This window comes from Aquimarina mytili (genome assembly GCF_016735115.1).
GTDB lineage: Bacteria > Bacteroidota > Bacteroidia > Flavobacteriales > Flavobacteriaceae > Aquimarina > Aquimarina mytili.
The window spans coordinates 20,660-44,242 of sequence record NZ_JAERQJ010000002.1 but is presented as its reverse complement, the minus strand read 5'-3'; the positions used below and the strand labels follow the sequence as shown (position 1 = coordinate 44,242).

Sequence of the window (23,583 nt, the reverse complement as noted above, 5' to 3'; positions counted from 1 at the left end):
TATTACAATATTAATCCATAACGATATAGATTTCATGTTATACAATATACCAAATTCGTGTACATAATCGTACCGGGTAACTCATTGATCTCCAGGTGCTTTTAAAAAAGATAATGAAACTAAAAAATGCTTAGGGTTGCTTTTGATTTAGATGCAAAACAAAAATAGCATTAAACCCAAATACCAAGTTACCATCTTTGAAGTTAAAGTTATTTGGGGTTTGCATAATGAATGCATCTTCTGCCATTGCCCGTGTATTGGTAAGATGAAATTGCAACATCACATCACTGAGCTCCCAATTTACTCCTAATGAAAATGCATCATAGGTATCAATAGATTCTAATGGATTAATGACATAATAGTATTCTGATGCAATGGATACATGACCGCCTAATTTATAACGTCCTCCTATTCCTATTGCAAATTGATTATTAGGATCTTCAGAAAAAGCTGAAGAACTTCTATGCGTGTACGTTGGTGAAATTTGCATAGAAAATTGTGGTGTAAACTTACGGGCGATAAGCAATTGACTTGTAAACGCTAATTTATCGCTAAACTCATCAAATCTATTAACATCAGGAAAAGGTCGATTACGCTTACTTCGATAAGATCCATTCTGAAAAAGTGTAACACTCAAAGGAGATCCCTTACCATCACTTCGTTGTCGTATGAGTCTATATTTTAGAAACCCATCAAAGATTCCATCGAGGGTACTCCCTCCTGCTCCAAAGGTTAATCGGTTTGAAATTCCGTACTCAAGAGCCAATCTGGCACTAAGTTTATCAGCTACAAAGCTTTGCCCTCCATAATTTGGGATATTCCAAAACCTGTTAAATGCTTGAATTTCTAAAATGCCTTTCTTTCTTGTTTCTATTGAATGTCCTATCGAAATTCTACTCGCCTTAAACGTTGCAAATTCATATTGCGGTGTGTCTGGATACTCTTTTTCTAAGGTTTCTAATAAATCTTGCGCATTGATAGATATACCACATCCTATCAAGATAAAAAAGCATACTAAAAGATGTGTTTTATTTTTCATATGGCTGATATTCAAATCTAAAAGTTATTGATATGGTTTTTGCAATATTTGGAGCTAAAATTGGTGGTATTTTGATGTCAAAATCTTTAACGGTTGCTTCAAAATCGCCCGTTAACAAATAATTGCCATTGTTGTTTTCAATCGTTGTTTTTATTTCAACTTCCTTGGTAATACCATGTATAGTAAGGTCGCCTTTAATGATTTTAATTTGTGTACCTGTGGCTAACGGGTCAAAATCAATAATCTTCCCTTCAAAAGTGGCTTTTGGGTATAAATCAGACTCAATATAACTTTCGTTAAAATGTTCATGCATTAATGATTTTTTAAAAACAAAAGCATTCATGAGCATGCTCACGGCAATTTTATGTTTTGATAAATCTATAATACTCAACACCTGATTGTTTTTTGCTTCAATATTCTCAACAGAGGTGTAAGAGAAAAAAGAAGTTTGTCCCTGGCGTGTGATAATTTGATCAGACTTTACTTCTAATTCCGTAAAACCTGTCAAAATAAATAGCAGAACAATAATTTTATTCATTGATTTGTGTGTTAATCAGCATACAGTTTAATAATATCGCATCTTTAAGAAACCCTTTACATATCCCTTTAATTCTTATCTTCTGACCGGCTTTAAGCTTTTTGACTTCTTCGATTTGATCAGATTGCATATCGCATATTACGCTAGAATATTTGTCATTGCCATGCAATAATACAGTATTTCGGTTATTTAAAAAAGAGACTTCTTTTACAATACCATCCACTTCAATAACCTTACCTCTATATATAGAATTTGCATTTTTTTCATTAAGCATATATGTCGATGTAAGTTTTCTTGAACTAATACTAATATCTGTTGCAACATTATCTATTGTTTCATATGAACGATTATAAAAGCCAAAATATAAATATAGACCCGCTGCGAATACAAGGCAAAAAAGAAAGGTTATAATTTTATTTTTCCTATTCATATTGTGCTTTGGAAGAACTATGGTATTCTGTAATACTTCAATTATGGAATTTATAAAATTTAATTTAAATAGTAAATACCCGGTTTTTAAAATATGCTAGTGGGTTAGGTTGTGATTAAAAATGTGATTTGTAACATTATAATAACCGCTACAATTGAAAATAAGTATAAAAGCATTTTATTTTTAGATGTTTTCATCATTAATATTTTTTGAATTTTTATTGGATCAAATAAACAATGATTATAGTGAACCCCCTTAATAAATGTGTGTAAGGCTGAAAACAAACCGTTAAAAGGGAAAAAAATCCAGTGAAAAGAATTGCAATTGTTTTGTGATTAAACGAAATAGTAAAAAAAAATATTATTTTCGTTTTAACATTATAATTATACCTAACAAGATGCGTTTTGCAATCACAAAGATTCATGTAACGGCTTAATGAGAAAAGACAAATTATACTTTTTGACCTTTATTTCTATATCTATAATTTTTTTGATTATAGCATCTCTGGGTGTCAAATATTTTATCAAAGTAAGTGCTAATCAATTAATTGAAATACAATTAGAATCCAGTAAGCGAGAAGCCAATGAAATAGCAAAACTTATCAGCAATCAATTGGTAGGTGGTATTGAAAAAAAGACAGTAATACATAATATTCAGAATACAATTGAGAATACACATAGCGGAGCTTCTTTTATTTGCGTATTCGACTGGTCGGGTAAAGAAGTTTGTCATCCCGATATTACAAAAGTTGGTCAAAAAGTAAACTCTAATCAATTACTTTTAAAATCGCTGAGCGAAGAAAATAGTTCTGACAAACTCTATGATTTATTGATGAATCGCAAAAAGGAAAAGGAAAACGATACTCTTGATACAGAGTCAGAAATCATATATATCTCTCCCGTGCAAGATTCTGATTTAATTGTTGCTGCACATGCAAATTTAGATAAGATATCAGCTCAAACTCGAAAACTTAAGACCAGTTTTTATACCATATTTGCTCTAATGGGTGGGCTAATTATCCTATCTTCATTTTTTGCAGTTCGTATCATAGGTAGTTATTATGAAAAACAGCTCGAACAAAAAAACATAAGCCTAGAAAGTGAACTAGTAAACCTTTCAAAACTAAATACTGATCTTGTTGCATATCAGCAAAGAGTGGTTGAAAATACGACTACAAATGAACCCACAGAGCAATCATTAGATCCTGGAAAGAAGAGAATTCTCACCTATATTAGAAACGAGTTAATCCCAATAAACATTGATGAAATAGCTTATATCCATACAGAAAACACCATTACGTATGTGATTTGTTCTGATGGAAAAAGATCTACAAGTAATGTAAGCTTAGATGATATGTTTTCGAGTCTTGATTCTTCTTTGTTTTTTAGAGCCAATCGCCAATTTATTATTAGCATAGCCGCTATCGAAAAAATTATCAAATACGGTAATAGTCAGCTCAAAATACTAATCCGCAATGCCGATGTAGAAATTATCATTAGCAAAAACAAAGCTGCAGAGTTTAGACAGTGGTTAAGTATCTAATTAGTGTAGTGAAATCTATATTTTTTCAGGTATTTTCATTTTATTTTCTTGACTAGAAAGCATTGTAGTTTGTCAAGAATTTTGGACTATTTATGTTCTCTATTTTAGACAAAGAGTATGGTGTTTTCAAGTCTTTTTTTTCCTTTTTAAACATTATTTTTTCCTTTTCATAAACTTTAATTTCGTTTGAAACGCCCTATTCATGGTTATTTGCACCATCATTCAAACCATAAATTAATTTTTTAAAATGAAAACAATGAAAAACTTTTTTTTACGAACAATTGTAATTGGCGTATTGGGGCTTTTATCCGTCAATTGTGAAGATGGTGATATCGGTCCTGCCGGACAGGATGGAATCATCGGAACAGATGGAATTGATGGTACCAATGGTATCAATGGAGTTAATGGCCAAAATGGTGTTGGTTTTGACGAACTAACCCAATTTGGAAGTATCACACTTACCCTGGAAGGAACACGACCAGATAATATTCCTTTTACTAAGACCGACGAATTTAAGTTTACTGCAGTAGAAGATATCGATTTTAATAACGATGTTGATATTAGAGATGATCAGTTAAATTTCAATATAGAACGAACTCTAAGTGTCCCAGATGATGATTTTCAAGGTTCAGAAATAGAAGTTAATCTAGATTTTACGAATCCGGGAGAAACTGAGGAAACTATTGAATTCAACTTAGACATTGATAATTATACTATGATTTTTGATGATCTCACCTACTTTGGGTTTACTGGTGAATTTATTAATGATCAAACAGGGGTTACTAATTTTAGTATAACCAACTTCAATTTTAATAATGAGACCAACGCGGTTACATTCTCATTCTCATTTACTGTCGATGCCGCTAATAATGATACGGGTAATGACCTTACTATTTCTGGAGAAGTAGATGTTATCGTTGTAGAAGATATAGATGGTTTAGTAGAATAAATAATTAAAAATATAAGACATGAAAATATTTAATCATATAAACATATATAAAACACTTTTTATTTGCTGCTTTGCAGTATTATGTGCCAATTGTGAAGGAGAAGATGGTGACATTGGACCAGCAGGACAAGATGCCACTAATGGAATTGATGGAGTTGATGGAACTAACGGAACAGACGGAACCGATGGATTAGGTTTTGACGAACTTACACAGTTTGGAAGTATAACACTTACTATAGAAGGTACAAGGCCAGACGATGTAGCTTTTACAGATAGTAAGATATTTAGATTCACTCCTTTGTCTCCAGAAATTTTACCACAATCAAATTCTGTTATTGTAGAGGAGTCTTCAGCACAGTTCGATTTTGGAAGGCTTCTTAGCGCTCCTGGTGGCGAAGATTTCCAAAGTGTTGGCACTACATTTAGTTTAGAAGTCACCAATCCCGAATCAGATACCCCAGAGTTTAACGAATCTCGTTTTACCATATTTCAATATCCTATTATCTCAGAAGATCTTACTGTGTTTAATCTAACAACTTTCGTAGGTAGTGATGCTGATTTAGAGAATTTTAACATCACAAATTTCAACTTTAATAGTGAAACGAATGCACTTACTTTTTCTTTTACATTGGATATACCAGCAGATAGAAATACTACCGGTAACCAATTATCGGTATCTGGAGAAGTAGATGTGATTGTATTAAGAGAACTACAAGGAGAACGAATTGAATTGTAATACACTAAAAATTATCAAAATAAACATAAAATGAAGCATATACATTTAACAACAATATATAAAATCCTTTTCATTGGTTTTCTAGGGATGTCTTTAGTCAATTGTGAAGGTGAAGATGGTGCAGCAGGACCTGATGGCTTGGATGGAATTAATGGAATTGACGGGGTAAATGGTACTGATGGAGTTAACGGACAAGATGGTGTTGGTTTCGCAGAGCTTACTCAATTTGGAAGTATTAACTTAACGCTTACCGGAACCAGACCTGATAACGACGAAGCGTTTACAGATACTAAAGTCTTGGAATTTACAGCTATAGATGCAAATTCGCTTATTAATTTTAATTCGTTTACTACAGATACTGATTCTAATAGTATCACATTTAATCTATTGCGATTTTTAAATACTCCTGATGAAGACTCTCAAGAGTTTACAGCTGGAATTACACTTAATGTTATCAATCCAGGGAACGACACTCAAGAGTTTGAATTTACACTAGACCTTAATGAATATAATATGGTTTTTGAAGATCTGGTGGTATTACAACTTAACGATGATTTTGATAATCTAGGGGTTAAATCGCCTACGTCTAATTTAAGCATCACTAATTTTAACTTTAACGAGGATACACATAATCTTAGGTTCTCATTCTCTTTTGATGTCGATGCAGACAATAACGGTAGTGATAATGATTTATCAATATCTGGAGAAGTAGATGTTATTGTATTAGAAAATATTCCGGGAATTGATATACTGTAAAGGAATATAAAAAGGGGTTTTATTTTCCTCAATACCCAAATCCTGTTGGTTATGAATGAGACCAGCAGGATTTTTTTTGTTTATAAACCTTATTAGAATAAAGGGGGTTTCTCTCCTATCTTACACAATATTAATAAAAACATCGACCATCTTGTCGAAAACATCAGCTACATTAAGGAAACCTTCAACTACCGTGTCGAAAACATCAACTACATTGGAGAAATCTTCAGCTGCATTGGAGAAATCTTCAGCTACATTGGAGAAATCTTCAGCTACATTAAGGGAACCTTCAACTACCGTGTCGAAAACATCAACTACATTGGAGAAATCTTCAGCTGCCATGTCGAGAACATCAACAGTATTCTGGAAACTCTTGAGATTAGTTTTCAGTTGTTGTAAATCAATATTACTCATTTTTTTCAACTCATTTTTTTCCTTTTTAACGCCATTTTTTCCCTCTCACACATATTAATTTGATTCTAAGGGCAGTATTGACGGTACTTTGCTTCATAAATCATAAAAACTCAAAAAAATGAAAAAGTCAATTTTCTTAGTATTCACTTTAGTCGGTATCCTCTATAGTTGTAGTAGTGACGACGATGCCCAACCTACTCCACCAGTAACAGCGGTTAACACTGTACAATTAGCTACAGATGCAACATTTGGTAGTATTCTAACCGATGCTAATGGTATGTCTTTATATTTCTTTTCCAGAGATACAAAAGGAGTTTCAGAATGTGCAGATGGATGTAAGGCTGCCTGGCCAATATTTTATACTGCCGATTTAACCTTAGATGAAGGTTTACTAGCATCAGATTTTGGAGTTATTACTCGGGCAGATGGAGAAAAACAAAACACCTATAAAGGATGGCCTCTGTATTATTTTGCCAATGACAATGCTGCTGGGGACACTAATGGTGATAAAGTAGGTAATAACTGGTATATCGCAAAACCAGATTATTCTTTGATGTATGCTGAAGCTCAATTGATAGGTAAAGATGCAGAAGGAAATCCTATAAACTTTAAAAGTGATTATACAGAAGGTGATGAACTTACATTCTACATTGTGAATGGAAATACAGGAAGAACACTGTATACGTTCCAGAATGACACAAAAGATACGAATAACTTTACAGCAGCAGATTTCTCAAATGATGCAGTTTGGCCAGTATTCCATATCGATATTGATAAGTTGCCAAGTATTCTTGATGCCAGCGATTTTGGAACCATAGATGTTTTTGGTAGACAACAATTAACCTTTAAAGGATGGCCATTGTACTACTTTGGGCAGGATGTAGAACGCGGAGATAACTTTGGAATTAATTTCCCTGCACCAGGGGTTTGGCCAATAGCTAATGTTGATACTCCTGGAGCACCAGAGTAAAACAAAAAACTTTAAACAATTGTTTTTAAATACTTTATAATACTTTACCTAAATATATAGTTTAATTCAATTTCATATTTAAGTAGTTAGTTGATCATAAGAGGAAGGTTGGCTTTGCTCCTTCCTCTTATACCTTAATTCAATACCAATGGATACAATCTCAAAAATTAAATACGCATACATACTGATGATGTTAAGTATTACTTTTTTTTCATGTGATAATAATGTCGAAGAAGAAATTCCAATACCTATCGGAAGTGAAATATGTAGTACAGATATTTCATTTATCGATGATGTTAAACCTATCATTGATTCTAATTGTATTAGATGTCATGGTGGTAATCAAGCTCCTGATTTAAGAACTTTTGACGGAATCAAAAACAACGCCAATAGAGTAAGAACACAAGTGGTGACCAGAAGAATGCCTTTAGGAGGGACTTTAACCAATGAAGAAATAGAGCGAATTAGATGCTGGATTGATAATGGAGCATTAAACAATTAAAGTTATGATTAGAAAAACTAAAATTATACTCATAAACGCTGTACTCATTATCATTTTAGCAGTAATTTTTATTAGTGTCACAGTATTTAATAAACCACATACCGACGTTTCTGAAAATACTCCGAATTTCTATTTAGAAGCAACTAATGTTCTTGAAGAGTTTCAGGATAATGAGACTCAGGCAAACACAAAATACCTGGAGCAAGTACTTCAAATTACCGGCACTATATCTGAATTGAACATAACAGATGAAAAAGGGGTAATAAGTCTAAGTGATAACGATTCATTTGGAAGTGTTATGTGCCATATTGATGCAAAAGAAAATAGCAAGCTAACCACACTAAAAGTTGGACAAATGATTACAATCAAAGGAATATGCACTGGTTATCTAATGGACGTTGTCCTGGTAAAATGTATCATTCTTAATTAGTTAACACATCTATCAAAAATAAAAATATCTAAAAAATGAAACTACACATATTACTTTTCAGTTTCTTGTTTACTATCGTTGTATCGGGACAAGAACGGTTCTTAACAAAGCAGGGATATACCTCTTTTTTTTCTAGTGCACCAGTTGAAGATATTAAGGCTGATAATAATCAAGTATTAAGCATTATCGACACATCTACAGGTACAATTGCCATCGCCATACTTATGAAGTCATTTATGTTCGAGAAATCATTAATGCAAGAACATTTTAACGAAAATTATGTAGAATCCGATAAGTATCCCAAAGCTAAGTTTAAGGGACAGATTTTGAATTTTAACAGCTTAGATCAAAATGAGCAAGAAGTAACTATTGATGGTAATATAACTATTCATGGTGTTACCCAAAAACTAGAAACATTAGCTAAAATTACTCGAACCACAGACCATATATCGGTACAAGGAAGCTTTCCTTTAAAAATTGCAGACTTCAATATTAAAATACCTTCAGTAGTAGTCAATAATATCGCTGAAATTGTAGAGGTAAGTTTTGCTTTAGACCATAAACCATATAAAAAGTAGCATGAAAAATTTATTTATTATAATTACTCTATTGGGTATTCAGACACAGATACTAGCACAAGATGATCTTTTTGAAATCCTTGACAATGAAGCGTCTCAAGATAAAAACTATGTAACTTCTACCTTTAAAGGTACAAGGATACTTAATGGTCATTCTATAGAAAACAGAAATAAAGGAATATTAGAGTTTGTGATATCTCATCGCTTTGGAAGAGTAAATCTTGGTCCGGATGAATTATATGGGTTAGATCAATCAAATATTCGTTTTGCTTTTGAGTATGGTTTATCAGATGATATCATGATAGGTCTTGGGCGAAGTAGTTTTGAAAAAACCTATGATGGTTTTGTAAAATATAGAGCATTAAAACAAAGTTCTGGTGCAAAGTCTTTGCCCATTTCCGTTTCTCTTTTTGCTAGTGCTGCATATCGTAGTATTAATGATTTTGAACCCGGAAGAGAGCCCAGCGACAGTGATCGTTTATCGTATACAACACAAGTATTATTGGCTAGAAAATTTAGTCCAGGTTTCTCACTACAAATTACACCTAGTTATATACACAGAAATTCTGTAGAACTACTAAAAGATCCTCACGACATTTTTGCTATTGGTATGGGAGGTAGAGTGAAGTTAACAAAAAGAATTTCGATAAATGGAGAGTATCATTATACCATTAACCCATTAGAGTCTATAGATGCTAAAAATTCTCTGGCATTCGGAATCGATATTGAAACTGGTGGACATGTGTTTCAAATTATCCTTTCTAATTCGATTACAATGATCGAGAAAAGTTTTATCACAGAGTCTACAGATAATTTCTTTGAGGGTGATGTCCATTTAGGATTCAATATTTCGAGAGCTTTTCAGTTTGGAAAGCATAAAAAATCAAAAGCGCGTAAGATTAAATAGAATCTACAACATGATATATATCATTGATTTTTAAATCATTAAAACTGATTATGCAAACTAAAAATTTAATATGATTTTTCAAGAAACATACAAGGTAAAAGGAGAAGATGTAGATGATTTTATGGTAATGCAAGATCATGCATATCGTACATACATACAATCTACATTAGCAGCTTTTTTATTGCAAAAAGGGTACTCCAAAGAAGAACGAAACACTTTCAATATGGCTTTACAAAGTTGTGAGGAAGAATTAAAATATAGAAAGAATTTAATGTTTACTCAGCACTTCTTTATAAACCTAGAACCTCTTGATGAGATCAGTAATAAACAAAAAATTAAATTGAAGAGTCGTTTTTTTAATGCTAATAATGAATTATGTGTAACAGCCACACATACAATTCTATTCGAATGCTGATCATTACGCTCTTCTTGAATCAATATTGGGAGTTCACGAATATGAATATATTTTTGCCCCTTAACCAGATACGCAATAAGTCATTGATTTGTTAATGTTAGTGAAGTGAAATACTTATTCGTATCTAAAAAAAGCCTCAATTTGTAATTGAGGCTTTTGTAGTATATGTTTTTCTTACGATTCTTGTAACGTTTTTAATTTTCTATTCATTAGTATGAACCATAACGGTTGAAATAAAGCCAATACCATCATTCCGGGATAACCTGTTGGCATTTGTGGACTTTGCGGCAATGATTTTAATACAGCATACTTTTTACTCCCATTATAATGATGATCAGAATGTCTAGAAAGGTTAAATAATAATAAACGACCTATAGGATGATCAGAGTTCCATGAATGATGGTGTTTTACACGCTCGTAGGTTCCTGTTTCTGTTTTTTTCCTCATTAGACCATAGTGCTCTATATAGTTAACGGTTTCTAATAGCATAATCCCTAGTATTGCTGCAGCAATAAAGGCAATCAATACATGTGTCCCAAAAAAATAAAAAATCAATCCTAAAAGTGCAATATTGGCAAAAGAGTATACAATCATTCTGTTTTGTATAGAAAATGGTGATTTGCCTTGCTGTTGTAATCGTTCATTTTCTAATCTCCAGGCCTTAAAATAACTTCCAAAATGAGAAGTTATCCAAAAAGTGAATAAAATTTGGTTCTTTTTTGCCGTAGCTGCATCATTTGGTGTTGCAACATCTTTATGATGACCCCCATTATGATATGGCAAAAAATGGGTATCTAGTGATGTTAACAATAATATTTCTCCTATCAATTGTTCTCTCCTACTTCGTCGATGCCCAAGCTCATGACCAACATTAATTCCTAAAACTCCACACATCAATCCCATGGCAGAAACTCTTCCAAAAAACTCTGTAGTGCCAAATGGAGTTTCCTGTATTACAAAAAGAAAATACACCAGCATACCTAATTGTACAGGTAATGATAAATACATCACCCAATCATAAACAGGGTTATTTTTTTCTGCGGTGGCAGTTTCTTTATCAAAATTTGATGCATCTGGCTTTAGGAATAATTCTAATAGCGGAACAAAACCAAAAAATATAATAAATGGAATAAAGGTCATTGCCCCTGTGCTATTAAAAGAAAAATAAACTGTAATTGGTAGTGTATATACTAAGAGATATTTTAGCCTTTTCATTCTTCTGGGTATTAGGATTCAACAATTATACTTTAGAGATGCCTTTAGTTAGTATTCCAATAAGGTTATCAAAATTAGAGATCAATCTTTCGTATTGCCCTTTTAAGAATAAAGGAGTTTCTAAACCTTTAAGAAAAATCAATAACATTTCTGCATATACTTCAATATTTCCTGGTAGATCTAACTCTTCTTTAACTACTCCTCTATTTAGAATTTCTGTGATTTGCTGTTTCTCCCATTGATCCATCTCTAAAATCACGTCATTTAAGAATTCATAAAACTCGTAAAATTCTGGTCGCAGGGTTTCCTGATAGTTTATAGAGATATTCATAACCTCCATACGTTTAATCATATAGGCCCTTATGATTTCTCTACTATCAGCATCATGATTTTCAAAAATTAATGTGAGCTCTTCTTTTAAAAAAGTAAGCTCTGATAATACAACTTCACGAAAAAGTAACTCTTTGCTGTTAAAGTGATAATATAAAGACCCTTTTGCTTTTCTGGCAGATTTTGCAATCTCATCCATAGAAGTCTTATAGAATCCATACTTACTAAATGTTTTACTCGCAGTCGAGAGTAATTTTTGTTTTGTCGGGCTCATTTATAATTTTTGACTATTTTCGTTTATTAGTCAAATATAATACTTATTTTTTACTAAATCAAGGCGTATTTAGCTCTTAATTGGTGTGATTTTCTATTTTTGAATCAAAATATAATTTTACTTCTATGATTGGTATATGGCAAATTATCTTACTTCTCATTGTTTTCACAATGTTAATAACACCAATTGCTTTAATAATTTATATACTTCGAAAACGAAATAAAAATAAAGAGTAGTTTAATATAATTTGATTAATTCCTTCCTCTTACAAAAGGTACAAATCGTACAGGTAATCGTTTTTTGGTTCGTACTTTCCCGTTATTCTTGGTAACTAGTAGTAAATGCATGGCGTTGCGGGGTCCTGCAGGAATTATCATTCGGCCTCCTTCTGCAAGCTGATCCAATAATGGCTTGGGTATGCTGTCAATCCCTGCGGTGACAATTATAGCATCAAAAGGAGCCTTTTCTTTCCATCCATGATACCCATCTCCTATTCGTACTTCAACATTTTGATATCCCAATGTATCTAGTTGTTCCTTTGCTCTTTTTCCTAAAGATTCAATAATTTCAATGGTGTATACCTCTTTTGCGATTTCTGCCAGTACAGCTGCCTGATATCCAGAACCTGTACCTATTTCTAACACCTTATGCTCTGATTGTAATCGCAACTCCTGGGTCATAAAGGCAACAATATATGGTTGAGAAATAGTTTGCCCTTTACCAATAGACAAAGGTCGATCTTCATAAGCATATTTTTGAGCATTTTCAGGAACAAAAACATGTCTGGGAACAGCACGCATAGCATTTATAGTAGCTAAATCTACTATTCCTCTTATTTTTAATTGATTATTGACCATGTCTTGTCTTTGGGTAATATAGGTATCCTGACTAAACCCAAAAGTGATAGCGAAAATAAAGCATGATATGAATACTAAAATATTCATGAAATAAAACACTAATTATCAGCACTATAAAGATCTTAAATAATCGTAACTATATCAATGTTTTATCCAATTAATATTTTACCCAATGTACAACTTGATCTAATATTCTTCGACTAATTCTCTGCGCAACTCGTTAAGGGAAAGATTACTATTTATGAGGCGTGTAACTACATCTTCTCGAAATTCGTCAAGGTCATCATAATCGTAGTATTTGGCCCACTTGTGTGTTTCTAAAAGGTTTTTGATTTGCTTGATAAGTTTGCGCGTAGCATCTGCAGATCGTAAAACCGCAATTTCATTATAATTGGGGTTGTCTTTGTGCATATAGCTCACTTTTTTGGTTTCAAAGTCTACAGAAATGTAATATGCATCAACATCTGGGTCAAGGTTTTCTCTAAAATCCACCCAATCTGCGTACCCTAGGCGTAAATCATCTATTTCTGCCGGAAAATCAGATACCAATCTCCATTGGCATTTTGCTGCTCTTCCCCAGTGATTTGATAGTCTATATACACCATGTTTTGTATAATAGTATGTGCTTCCTGATTCGCTTCTATAATTAGGCTTTCTTCTTGAGATTTCACGTAAGGGCACCCCTCTAAAGACACAATACGTTTTATTAAAAAAGTTGTACCGTGTGTATACCTTACTTTGTTCTTTTACCTGCTCTTCCAATTGTGTTATTTTTTCCCAACAGCAAAGAAATCACAATTTAATGAAAAAGTAAAAACAAGTTTTTAACATTTCATTATAAAACTCAACATAATTAGTTAAACAACTGATAAAGGGGTTTTTAACCTTTAAAAATAGGCTATATCCCTCTTTTGTTTATACATATAATACGATACATTTGAATCAAAATTATCACTTCTTAAAACCAAAAAAGAGATAGTTAGTTATAGAGGAGATAGTATTTGAATTAGCCAAATTCTAAAAAAACACCTTGCATCATTCTGTAAGGTGTTTTTTAGTTAGTGTAATACTATGTTTGAGAATTACTCTTCTTTTTTCTCTTTCAAATGAAAACGATACGTAGCTCCTACTCTAACAAAAACATTACCAGTCATCTCAGGGTTAAGTAGATTACGATTATCTCCAAACTCAAATGCCGAAACTCGAATAGGGAGTGTATCCCCTTCTTCAAATACTTCGTATGATGCTGTTGAGTATCCGGCTTGTAGACGAACCAAGATACTCTGATCTAAAAAACTGTGTTGCACATAAGGGCCAAACTCTATATTAGACATTTGTGTGTATAATTCTGGAGTATTTTCGTCACGCTCCATGCTAAATGAACGCACAAAAGCTTGAAATCCTAAACCTACTGCTACGGCATTATTAAAACGATGATTTACATCTGCATTGATGGGTAAACTTGCAGAAATCTCCCAATCTTTATTTTCGCTGATATAGTATAGTCCAAGAATTGGAGTCATAAAAGTTCCAAAACCTTCGCTAGATGCATAAACCCCAAATCGATATTGCATGCGCTCGCTTTTTTGATACTTTAATAAAGCTACCCCACCAAAAAATAAATGATCTCCATCGGTATGCAAATCTTGACTTGCAATTTTTGGTAAAAACAAGTACGTACCAGACCATTTTGATCCATGCTTAATATTTAATCCAGCCTTAATCGTGATATTATTGAGATTAATTGTTTCTGAATTTGGAAAAAGATCTAATGAATGTTGAATATAATCGATTCCAGTTATAATTGCAGTGTTCTCATTAAGTCTTATAGGATACGTGACTCCAACATCCAGTAAGTTTACATTCGTTTGGGTATCGCTGCCCTCAAATCCGGCATCTAAAATAGAACCATAATTGATTTTAACAAGATCAATATAATCCTGAGCATGAATGGATGGTGTGATTACAAGTATAAAGAGAAAAAGAATTCTAAGAATCATTTATAAAATATTTCAAGGGTTATATATAAAAAGGAACAAGTATACGAATATTATTCTGTATTGAAATAGGTGCAAATTTCTACAATAAATATCGAGAATTACTGATGGGGAAATAACCCCTTCACAAAAGGGTTTAAACAACTAATAAACAGGGATATACGACTCTTATTTTATTTACACAAAGCTAATACATTTGTATCAGGTTGTACGAATATTTTTCTTGCCGGCAGATGAAGGGGCTACAACTAACTAATTAAATTATTAATAATAAAATTAAAACGAATGAAAAAAATTCATAATCTTAAAACCGTGGCTTTATTAATTGGGGTATTTTGGATAGTATCCTGCGAAAAGTCAGATCTTGTAAACGAGACCAACCAATCTCTGGAGATCGAAGAAGTTGAAAAAAACAACTTAAATCAAAAAAATGAAGGGTTTAAAAGTACCACTGGTAATGATGGGGAAATACTAAAGGATTTTAAAGAAACCGTTAGTCCTGTATTAAAAGTACATTTTGATGATGATGTACCATTGCAGGAAGCGATGCTAAAATTCGATAAAGAAGTTAAGAACTATTTAAGCAACCAATCCAAACAAATAAACAAAGATTTTAGTACAGAATGGTATTACAGAGTTTGGGTAAAAACGGGTACACAGACCTATAATGAAACCGATGGTCCTGTTGGCGCGTATATTAGATTTACCACAAGTGCTGGTGGATATACTCCTGCCTTTAATTGGATGAATGGAGCTGGTAACAGTCTTGATGGCGGATATGATGGATATTTATTTAGAGGAGCTATTCCAGGAGCTGCAGTAGAATGGGTTGAAGTGGACTACGGGCATTTATATTTAAAAGGTATGAATGGATGGTTTGTAAAAGAATTTATCTGTCAATTATGGCAGAGTGATCAAACGATCCCTGCAACTGGATTTTCTCAATTTTGGTCTTATCCTAACGTATGGTTAGATAATGATACGGCTGATGCCTGGGATTATTACTATAGCGGTAATATAGGAACCGGAAGAATAAATTTTTAGTGTTGATTTTTTAAAATTGAATTGTTCGAAAAAACGGGTTGTTATACCACATAACAGCCCGTTTTTGTTTATATCAACTCTCCCGCTTTTTTTACCTTTTTTCCTGCAAGATTTCCTAGCCCATCATAACTGGCATACTTGTACAAATCATGTAATGTTGGGTAATTAAAAACGGTAGCAATTAGATGATCTAAAGTCTTTTTCTCTTGTACAAGCTGCATACCATAATGAATTAATTCAGTCGCAGAATATCCCATAATATGTACTCCTAAAACAACTTTAGTCTTTTTGTCAAAAATTAATTTCAGATACCCATTATCGGTATCTCCCATAATCATTCCGCGGGCAGTATCTCTGTAATAACTATAACCAACTCCAAAATCAATTTTAGCCTCATTGGCTTGCTCTTCTGTTATTCCGACCATAGACACCTCTGGAACAGTATAGATCCCATAGGGAAAAATATCAGCTAAAGACTCTAAATCTGCTGTATTAAACATATGTGTTATAGCAATTCTACCTTGTTCCATACTCGTACTGGCCAATGCCGGAAACCCAATAACATCACCCACAGCATAAATATTGGGAATATTAGTCTGAAATTTATCATTTACCAAAACCGTCTCGCGCTTTCCGGTTTTCAAACCGATTCCATCACAATTTAAGCCTTTAATATGACCACTGCGACCAGCAGCAAACAAGAACATATCTACATTTAGTATTTGCCCTGATCGCAACTCTAGTTTTAGAGGTTTTTCGTCATTTTCGGGGATTTCAAAACTAGTAACCGAGTTGTTGAACAATATCTTTATTTCATTTTTCTTCATTTGTTTTACCAAGGCTTCAGAAACCTCGGTATCCAAAAACCCGAGAATTTTATCATGATCATTAACCACAAAGGTTTTTACGCCCATTGCACCAAAAATAGTTGCATATTCACAACCAATAACCCCTGCTCCCAACACGCATATTGATTTGGGAAACTTTGTGATGCTTAGAATAGTGTCAGAGTCCAGTATTCGCTTATTATCAAAAGGAATATGTTCTGGATGATATGGATAAGATCCTGTAGCGATAAGAATAAATCTGCCTTCAATGGTTTGTTCTAACTCACCCGATATTTTGATATGATTTTTGTTAATAAAACTGGCAAAACCTTCATATAATTCAATCCCATGCTTTTCGAGGTTGTATTTCACCATCTTATTCATGTGATTGGTAACCACATTTTTTCTATATAAAAAGTCATGAACCCCAGTCTCTCTACCAATCTCTTTATCTACACCAAACACCCCTTTTTGATATACTCCAGACAGGTATAAAGCTGTTTCCTTTAAGGTTTTTGAGGGTAAAGTTCCTGTTTGCACCCCTGCTCCACCAAATGTACGTTCCTTTTCTACAAGTGCTACTTTATACCCAAAATATGCTGCTTTTGCAGCTGCTTTTTCTCCGGCAGGCCCTGAGCCTATAACAATTAGATCGTACTTTTTCACAGATATATGTTTTATTATTTATTAATCATATGGGTTATTTCATCCCAAGAGGATGCTTTTCTTTCTATATAATTATGACATCGATCCAAAAAAATCTCTACTGCTCTGTCATTGGGGTGTTTTGAATGCAATCCGGAAAAAACTTTGGTTGCTTCAGCTACATTTTCTTTTTTAATATAATCTACCGCTTTATTATACATATCAAGGTACGCTAATTTTACTTTTTCTTTAGGAGATAAAAATTCGTACACCGAAAGCGTTTTGGTTTTTCCTTTCACCTTAACCCTATCCAAAAAACGATACTTAAAAGACGCTTCATTTTTTAGCTTAGAAAGTGTCGCTTCTGTACAAATGGTTCTTGCCTTATAATACTTGGTCAACCCTTCCACTCTTGAAGATGTATTTACTGCATCCGATATTACGGTCGTTTCTAATCGATGCTCATGCCCAATGGTGCCTAAAATTAAGTTTCCGGTATGTATACCCGTACCTAGTTCTATGGGGCGTCTGTTATTTTTCTTCAATTTATGATTAAATCCTTCCAAAAAATCTTCAAACTCAAAAACCGTACGTATAGCTGCATCAGGTTCTTTAGGAAACAAGGCCATAACCGAATCCCCTATAAACTTATCTATAAACCCACCATTACGTTTTATAATAGGTACGATACCGCTTAGGTATTCGTTTAGAAAATCAAAATTTTCTTGAGGACTTAAAGATTCAGACAATTTTGTAAACTCTCGAATATCACAAAAAATTACAGTCATCTCACGTTCTACCTGATCTCCTAATGCTACTTGTTCAATACTTTCTCTTCCTAAGTTTTGCAAAAACTCTATAGGTACAAATCGACTATTGGCTTCACTCAAACGAAGTAATCTCTTATTCGCATTAGCCAATTCTTCGGTGCGTTCATCAACCTTTTGTTTAAAAAATTTAAGTCTGGAGATAACTTCATCTTTTAAAAAGGAAAAATTCCGGGTAAGACTTCCGATTTCATCATGTGTTCTCACTACGGGATGTTCTGTCTCTAATGTAAAATTACTATCAACAAAACGTGTGATGTGCATGGTTAATTCTGTGAGTGGTTTGGTGATTTTTTTAGAAATCATAGAACTTATCCATATACTTATGATCATTAATGCAAGAGCGACAAGTCCAAAATAAATGGTCAACTTTTTAAATTCTGCTTTTGACCATTCTTTGGCTTGGAATATAGCATCACTAAAACCAGTTTCGCAAATCGTAATAACACGATCTAACACTTCTTTTAAACCTGTATTATCTTTAAGTCCAATACGCTCATCCAACTCAACCAATTGCATAAACTTATTGTTATATCCTTCAAGGTAATAGAGAATTCTTTTTTTTCGCTTATTCGAAATTGCATTGTTACTCTGTACATGGTCTGTAATCAAATCTATGCGCTTTTTGAACCTGGTTACATAGCTTTTCTCATTTCTTATAATATAATCTTTCTCATAACGTCTTAGTCTTAGGATATCTTCTGTTGGAATTTCGGTAATATTCTCAAGCCAATGTGCATCTTTACGCATACTACCCTCTAGATTATAATTTTTATATCCTCTTGCCTGAATATTTTCTATTAATTCTAAGAAAATGCCATCAATTTCTGTAATATCAAGTCGTATAGATTCTATACTTGTATAGAGTTCAGTTTTTTTACTAAAATCAATATGCATTAAATGAAATCGTGTACTATCTAGTAATGTAAGATAATTATCAAGGTATGCATTGTCTCCAGTACTGAAGAACTTTTGATCTTTGGTTGCATAACTAAAAAAATCCTGTTGTGCTTTTACTGTTTTTAAAAGCATTACATAAGATTGTTCTATAGCCTCTGTACGCTGTAAGATATGTTCACGCTTATCAAGATAAGCAAAAGAGAGCATGATAATCACAAAGCTAAAGCTAATGAAAACCAAAAACCAAAATAACAATCGATGACGAAACGTGCGAAACATCTGATAGTTTTAAAATTGGATATATCCTGACTGTATCTAAATACAGGTTTTACCTTAAAAAAAGTAGGTTCGAGGTCAAATTTGGCGCAAAGACGAATTTATACTACAATATACTTAAGTTTCCTCTTTATTTTTAAGTTTTTGAATACTATTATAAAAACTTTATGTTAACAATTAGGTTATAACCCACTGAATTGATATCTTTTAGGTATGAACTTTGTTTGGATTCTTTTAGCACATTGGGTTGGGGATTATGCTTTTCAGACCTCAAAAATGGCAGTGGGCAAAAGTCACCATTTTAAATGGCTCATCCTACATGTACTTACCTATTCTGGAGTTTTGTTGTTGTGCAGTCTTATTTTATTCCCCATTAAAGTGGCTATTTCTTTTTTATTAATCAATTGTATACTTCACGGTATTACTGATTTCTTTACCAGCAAGTTGACTTCAAAATATCGAAAAAAACCTCGTATTTTCTTTCCTATAATGGGATTTGATCAATTAATCCATACTGCAACCCTATACCTTACTTTTCTGAATAGAGAAACGCTAGTGTTTTTCTAACGGATAAACTTAGAGTGCCCAAAAATAGGTAACGCCTCTTTGCTAACTTATACATTAGTTCTATCTTTAACTTAGATTGCATGTAGCTGTCAATAATTTGACAAAAATCTTAAGACCATTCAAAAGTAATCGTTCATGAAACAGGAAACTTCAAGTGTGCCATATGACATTATTTTAAATGCTTCTCCAAACGAAGCGGATATTGCTATTACTTCTGTTGATATATATGGTAATACCGGAAACTTAAATGTTCTAGTGCTTACTGCTTATGGATATGATCCCAAGGTTCTTAAAAGTTTGGATCTTGAAAAAGGATTTGACCTGCTGGTACAAAAGGGTAAAAAACCTATTTTACTGATTGTGACGTATGGTGGAGAGCATAACAATGAAACCGCTCTAAGAAATAATCTAACCTATGCCATACAAAACTATCTTGGGCGTTTATCATCAAAAACTATATGGATTCCGTTATTAGGTACAGGAGAATCTGGTTTATCGTTTGAGAAAAGCCTTAGTATAACTCAATTTGTTATTGAAGGTGTTGCAAAAGAGCTTAATCAATCAGGTGCCAGATTTATTATTTCATTACCGAAGAGCCGAAGAGGTAGTGCGTTTTTTAAAGAAATAAAGCGCAAGACAGAAGACATTACTCAACAATCCAATACGCAAGAAAAGCATATAAAAGTAGAGGCTGAAATCTCTTCTGATAAAAACCTTCTATCAGATGCAAAACACTTTATAGACAACTTTCCTGGTAAATTATACTTGGTTAACCTCTTTAAAGGAAAAGTAAATCTAAAAAATCATTTTTTCGCTGACGGTGTTTGTGAAAATCATGACCCGACTTCCAATTCAGATGAAGCTTTTAAAATGGTTAAACCTGGGGATATAATCGTTTTAAAAAAAACAGATACTAAACAACCAACCCATTTGATCATATTAGGATTTGGTATTGTTACTAAAAATCCGAATGATGGGAAGACATTAGAAGTTGATTGGAAAATTACTGATGCTACTTATAATGTAGCTACTACTGGGGATTATCTTGGGAATGCAATAGCCGTTCCTGAAATGAATGACACCTTAACAATACTAGCATTAGTAAAAGACAGATGGAAAGATTTATTACCAGAATTTAATGTTGATAATACTATTACTACAGTCACAAAAATCAATACCATTGCAGGGTTGATTAGTGATTCAGACTTGAGTATTGATCACCTTAATATTTCTAAAGATGTATCTGCTTTTGCCCGTGTAGTGGCAGCAAAGAGCTTTACACCTCCCCTGGCCATTGCGTTATTTGGTAAGTGGGGATCTGGTAAAAGTTTTTTTATGAAGAAATTGAAAGAGCGTATCCAGTTATTATCGCTTAAAAATCCGGAAAATGGGTTTTGTGAAGGTATTGCTCATGTGCATTTCAATGCTTGGTCGTATATGGATACAAATCTATGGGCAGGTATTATTACCAAAATTTTTGATGGATTAAATCTATATATTCAGAATAATACCGCTGGTGATGAGTACAAAAACAAAATCGAAAAAGTACTTACCAAAAAACTTAATATTACTCATAATGAACTCGAAGAACTTGAAAAGAAAAAAGGAGTTATTGATGCTAAACTCAAAAGCTTAAATGAAAAGAAGAAAAGTATTGAAGAGCTTCTTAATAAAAAAGTAAAGGAGATAAAGAGTAAATCCATGCTTCAAATCATAGAGCAGGTCGATAAAGAATTTAAAGTACAACAAACTGTTGAAAAGGCGATCACTAGTAATATTACGTTCATAAAAAACAAAGAGCAGTTTGCTACCATTGTTCCGAAAGCATATTGGCACACACCTGATGAGTTGTACAATCAAACCAAATCGGCATTCACCTTCTTAAAAACCTTTTTTAGAGCAGGGAAATGGTATATCAATATTTTATGGTTTGTAGGCATTTTAGCCATAGTAATAGCAATACCAAAATTGCTACATTATGTCGCTACTGTAACCAAATGGTCAAATCTGTGGATCGATAACCCCAATATTTGGTATTTCATTTCGGTTGCTGGGGCATTATATATTAGAGGTGTCAAAACCTACCGACAATTACAACCTATCGTTGCGTCATTTTGGAGTATCAAAAAAGAATACGAACTAAAAAAGGAAGATGCTTTGTTCAAATTTGCTCAAGAAGAAAAAGCATTAACCCTGGAGATCGAACAAATTAAAGGTCAAATCACCACTATTAATCAACAAATTAATCAAACAACCGAACAAAAAGCCGAGATTGAGTTTAGATTAAAAAACACCCTGTCTACAGAAGCATTGCATTCGTTCATAGAAAAACGGTCTTCTAGCAAAGAATACGAAAAGCATCTTGGGTTGATCTCAATTATCAGAAAAGATTTTGAAATTTTAAGTAACCTGTTTACCGATCATCATAAAGAGCTACAAAACATTGAAGAAACCGAAGAAACAGAAAAATTTAGAGATAATTTTGACCCTCCGTTGCAAAGAATTATACTTTATATCGATGATCTGGATCGCTGTCCCGAAGAACGTGTTGTCGAAGTATTAGAAGCTGTGAATTTATTGATGGCCTATCCCCTATTTGTTGTGGTTGTTGGTGTTGATCCGCGTTGGGTAAAAAATGCATTGATCAAAAAACATCAAATGCACTTTGTTGAAAATGTTCAAAGCGAAGAAGTAGAAATGATTGACCCGTCTAGTTATCTTGAGAAAATATTTCAGGTCCCGTTTAACTTAAAGGCGGCTGAGGATGAAAGTATAAAGCATATGCTAAAACAGCTAGCCGAAACAAAACCAATACAATCAGAAGAAATATTAGATACTGCAATATCGACTGAGGTAACAAATCTAATCACAGAAACCGAAACATCCCACCAAACAGAACCATTACCGGTCAATAATTCATATGAAAATGATGATCGTGAAGTTATCGAAACCACAGAAACCATTGCTTCATTAGAACTATCTGCCCAAGAAATCGAGTTTCTGCAAGAAATGTCTGTGATTATTGGTTCTAGTCCAAGAGCGATTAAGCGATTTGTTAATATTTATCGCATAGTAAAAGCCCATGAAGATTTTGGGTATAAAGAACAGCATAATACTTTAGAGATTAAGGCTGTATTGTTATTGCTAGCCTTACCTATTGGCAAGTTTAAAAAATTGAACTTTTGGATCGAAGAATATATTATAGATACACCTGCAGATCATAGCATAGCCGATTTATTCAAAAATGATCATATGCAAGGACTTGATGCCGAGGATAAGGAACTGAGTGTAGACTTTCAAGAAGTATTACATCAAAACATGAACGATCTTCTTCAGCAATCCATAGAAATCTTTCAGCACCACTTACCTTTTATCAAAAGGTTTACCTATAACGGGGATTAATTTCTATAATAACTTAATGCGCCCGAAGGACATTTATCGATCTGTTTTATTAATGCTTCAGTAGATGCATTTTCAGGTTTTATCCAAGGTTTCCCATTGGGGTCATATACATTGGGCAATGTTTTAACGCAAATTCCCGCATGAATACATTTACCAGGTTTCCAAACAACCGTGATTTCTTGGTTACTGTATTCTTTTTTAATGTCGTTAGCCATA

General features: G+C 33.2%; 25 protein-coding genes. 13 read left to right on the top strand and 12 right to left on the bottom strand.

The window, feature by feature from the left end:
• Positions 1-130: 130 nt before the first annotated feature.
• From JJQ60_RS05000 to JJQ60_RS04990, 3 genes are read right to left on the bottom strand one after another with little or no spacing between them, the layout of a single operon-like run.
• On the bottom strand, positions 131-1,039 hold the full coding sequence (locus JJQ60_RS05000; RefSeq protein WP_201917332.1) for a DUF5777 family beta-barrel protein: 909 nt from the start codon (positions 1,037-1,039) through the stop codon (positions 131-133).
• Positions 1,029-1,577 (bottom strand): YceI family protein, encoded by a 549-nt coding sequence (locus JJQ60_RS04995; protein WP_201917330.1) that lies wholly within the window; start codon positions 1,575-1,577, stop codon positions 1,029-1,031. Before JJQ60_RS04995 ends, JJQ60_RS05000 begins: the two co-directional genes overlap by 11 nt.
• On the bottom strand, positions 1,570-2,007 hold the full coding sequence (locus JJQ60_RS04990; protein WP_201917328.1) for an OB-fold protein: 438 nt from the start codon (positions 2,005-2,007) through the stop codon (positions 1,570-1,572). The genes JJQ60_RS04995 and JJQ60_RS04990 overlap by 8 nt, the downstream gene beginning before the upstream one ends.
• Positions 2,008-2,442: 435 nt before the next feature.
• Between JJQ60_RS04990 and JJQ60_RS04985 the strand changes: the two genes are divergently transcribed.
• From JJQ60_RS04985 to JJQ60_RS04970, 4 genes are all read left to right on the top strand, one after another.
• Positions 2,443-3,549 (top strand): LytR/AlgR family response regulator transcription factor, encoded by a 1,107-nt coding sequence (locus tag JJQ60_RS04985; protein WP_201917326.1) that lies wholly within the window; start codon positions 2,443-2,445, stop codon positions 3,547-3,549.
• Positions 3,550-3,805: 256 nt separating this feature from the next.
• On the top strand, positions 3,806-4,498 hold the full coding sequence (locus JJQ60_RS04980) for a hypothetical protein (protein ID WP_201917324.1): 693 nt from the start codon (positions 3,806-3,808) through the stop codon (positions 4,496-4,498).
• A gap of 19 nt (positions 4,499-4,517) precedes the next feature.
• A complete protein-coding gene (locus JJQ60_RS04975; RefSeq protein WP_201917322.1) occupies positions 4,518-5,234 on the top strand; it encodes a hypothetical protein in 717 nt (238 codons plus the stop codon).
• A 30-nt stretch (positions 5,235-5,264) separates the two neighbouring features.
• Positions 5,265-5,990, top strand: a complete 726-nt coding sequence (locus tag JJQ60_RS04970) for a hypothetical protein (protein ID WP_201917320.1) — start codon at positions 5,265-5,267, stop codon at positions 5,988-5,990.
• A gap of 120 nt (positions 5,991-6,110) precedes the next feature.
• On the opposite strand, the gene JJQ60_RS04965 is transcribed toward JJQ60_RS04970, so the two are convergent.
• The gene (locus tag JJQ60_RS04965; protein ID WP_201917318.1) at positions 6,111-6,404 is read right to left on the bottom strand and encodes a hypothetical protein; all 294 of its coding nucleotides are present in this window, start codon (positions 6,402-6,404) and stop codon (positions 6,111-6,113) included.
• Between the two features lie 118 nt (positions 6,405-6,522).
• Here JJQ60_RS04965 and JJQ60_RS04960 point away from each other — a divergent pair, with 118 nt between their 5' ends.
• From JJQ60_RS04960 to JJQ60_RS04935, 6 genes are all read left to right on the top strand, one after another.
• Positions 6,523-7,374: a hypothetical protein gene (locus JJQ60_RS04960; protein WP_201917316.1), complete on the top strand. Its 852-nt coding sequence runs from the start codon at positions 6,523-6,525 to the stop codon at positions 7,372-7,374.
• A 148-nt stretch (positions 7,375-7,522) separates the two neighbouring features.
• On the top strand, positions 7,523-7,876 hold the full coding sequence (locus tag JJQ60_RS04955) for a c-type cytochrome (protein WP_201917314.1): 354 nt from the start codon (positions 7,523-7,525) through the stop codon (positions 7,874-7,876).
• A 4-nt stretch (positions 7,877-7,880) separates the two neighbouring features.
• Complete coding sequence (locus JJQ60_RS04950; RefSeq protein ID WP_201917312.1) at positions 7,881-8,306, top strand: OB-fold protein; 426 nt, start codon at positions 7,881-7,883, stop codon at positions 8,304-8,306.
• A gap of 35 nt (positions 8,307-8,341) precedes the next feature.
• The gene (locus JJQ60_RS04945; protein ID WP_201917310.1) at positions 8,342-8,884 is read left to right on the top strand and encodes a YceI family protein; all 543 of its coding nucleotides are present in this window, start codon (positions 8,342-8,344) and stop codon (positions 8,882-8,884) included.
• A 1-nt stretch (position 8,885) separates the two neighbouring features.
• Positions 8,886-9,791, top strand: coding sequence for a DUF5777 family beta-barrel protein (locus tag JJQ60_RS04940; RefSeq protein ID WP_201917308.1), 906 nt, complete (start codon positions 8,886-8,888; stop codon positions 9,789-9,791).
• A gap of 70 nt (positions 9,792-9,861) precedes the next feature.
• Positions 9,862-10,206 (top strand): hotdog family protein, encoded by a 345-nt coding sequence (locus JJQ60_RS04935; RefSeq protein ID WP_201917306.1) that lies wholly within the window; start codon positions 9,862-9,864, stop codon positions 10,204-10,206.
• Positions 10,207-10,380: 174 nt separating this feature from the next.
• On the opposite strand, the gene JJQ60_RS04930 is transcribed toward JJQ60_RS04935, so the two are convergent.
• From JJQ60_RS04930 to JJQ60_RS04910, 5 genes are all read right to left on the bottom strand, one after another.
• Positions 10,381-11,421: an alkane 1-monooxygenase gene (locus JJQ60_RS04930; RefSeq protein WP_201917304.1), complete on the bottom strand. Its 1,041-nt coding sequence runs from the start codon at positions 11,419-11,421 to the stop codon at positions 10,381-10,383.
• A 25-nt stretch (positions 11,422-11,446) separates the two neighbouring features.
• Positions 11,447-12,025, bottom strand: coding sequence for a TetR/AcrR family transcriptional regulator (locus tag JJQ60_RS04925; RefSeq protein WP_201917302.1), 579 nt, complete (start codon positions 12,023-12,025; stop codon positions 11,447-11,449).
• A gap of 251 nt (positions 12,026-12,276) precedes the next feature.
• Positions 12,277-12,969 (bottom strand): protein-L-isoaspartate(D-aspartate) O-methyltransferase, encoded by a 693-nt coding sequence (locus JJQ60_RS04920; RefSeq protein ID WP_201917300.1) that lies wholly within the window; start codon positions 12,967-12,969, stop codon positions 12,277-12,279.
• Positions 12,970-13,068: 99 nt separating this feature from the next.
• A complete protein-coding gene (locus JJQ60_RS04915; RefSeq protein WP_201917298.1) occupies positions 13,069-13,644 on the bottom strand; it encodes a hypothetical protein in 576 nt (191 codons plus the stop codon).
• Positions 13,645-13,964: 320 nt separating this feature from the next.
• Positions 13,965-14,882, bottom strand: coding sequence for a DUF6268 family outer membrane beta-barrel protein (locus JJQ60_RS04910; protein ID WP_201917296.1), 918 nt, complete (start codon positions 14,880-14,882; stop codon positions 13,965-13,967).
• 282 nt (positions 14,883-15,164) lie between these two features.
• On the opposite strand from JJQ60_RS04910, the gene JJQ60_RS04905 reads away from it, so the two are divergent.
• The gene (locus JJQ60_RS04905) at positions 15,165-15,923 is read left to right on the top strand and encodes a hypothetical protein (protein ID WP_201917294.1); all 759 of its coding nucleotides are present in this window, start codon (positions 15,165-15,167) and stop codon (positions 15,921-15,923) included.
• Between the two features lie 68 nt (positions 15,924-15,991).
• On the opposite strand, the gene sthA is transcribed toward JJQ60_RS04905, so the two are convergent.
• Together sthA and JJQ60_RS04895 are read right to left on the bottom strand one after the other, a co-directional pair.
• Positions 15,992-17,416, bottom strand: coding sequence for a Si-specific NAD(P)(+) transhydrogenase (gene sthA, locus JJQ60_RS04900; protein WP_201917292.1), 1,425 nt, complete (start codon positions 17,414-17,416; stop codon positions 15,992-15,994).
• A gap of 14 nt (positions 17,417-17,430) precedes the next feature.
• Complete coding sequence (locus JJQ60_RS04895; protein ID WP_201917290.1) at positions 17,431-19,401, bottom strand: adenylate/guanylate cyclase domain-containing protein; 1,971 nt, start codon at positions 19,399-19,401, stop codon at positions 17,431-17,433.
• 210 nt (positions 19,402-19,611) lie between these two features.
• On the opposite strand from JJQ60_RS04895, the gene JJQ60_RS04890 reads away from it, so the two are divergent.
• Both JJQ60_RS04890 and JJQ60_RS04885 read left to right on the top strand, forming a co-directional pair.
• Positions 19,612-19,965 carry a DUF3307 domain-containing protein gene (locus JJQ60_RS04890; protein WP_201917288.1) on the top strand — a complete coding sequence of 118 codons (354 nt, stop codon included), beginning with the start codon at positions 19,612-19,614 and terminating at the stop codon, positions 19,963-19,965.
• Positions 19,966-20,100: 135 nt separating this feature from the next.
• Complete coding sequence (locus tag JJQ60_RS04885; RefSeq protein WP_201917286.1) at positions 20,101-23,367, top strand: P-loop NTPase fold protein; 3,267 nt, start codon at positions 20,101-20,103, stop codon at positions 23,365-23,367.
• On the opposite strand, the gene JJQ60_RS04880 is transcribed toward JJQ60_RS04885, so the two are convergent.
• Positions 23,364-23,582 (bottom strand): (4Fe-4S)-binding protein, encoded by a 219-nt coding sequence (locus tag JJQ60_RS04880; RefSeq protein WP_201917284.1) that lies wholly within the window; start codon positions 23,580-23,582, stop codon positions 23,364-23,366. The genes JJQ60_RS04885 and JJQ60_RS04880 overlap by 4 nt on opposite strands.
• Position 23,583 lies beyond the last annotated feature (1 nt).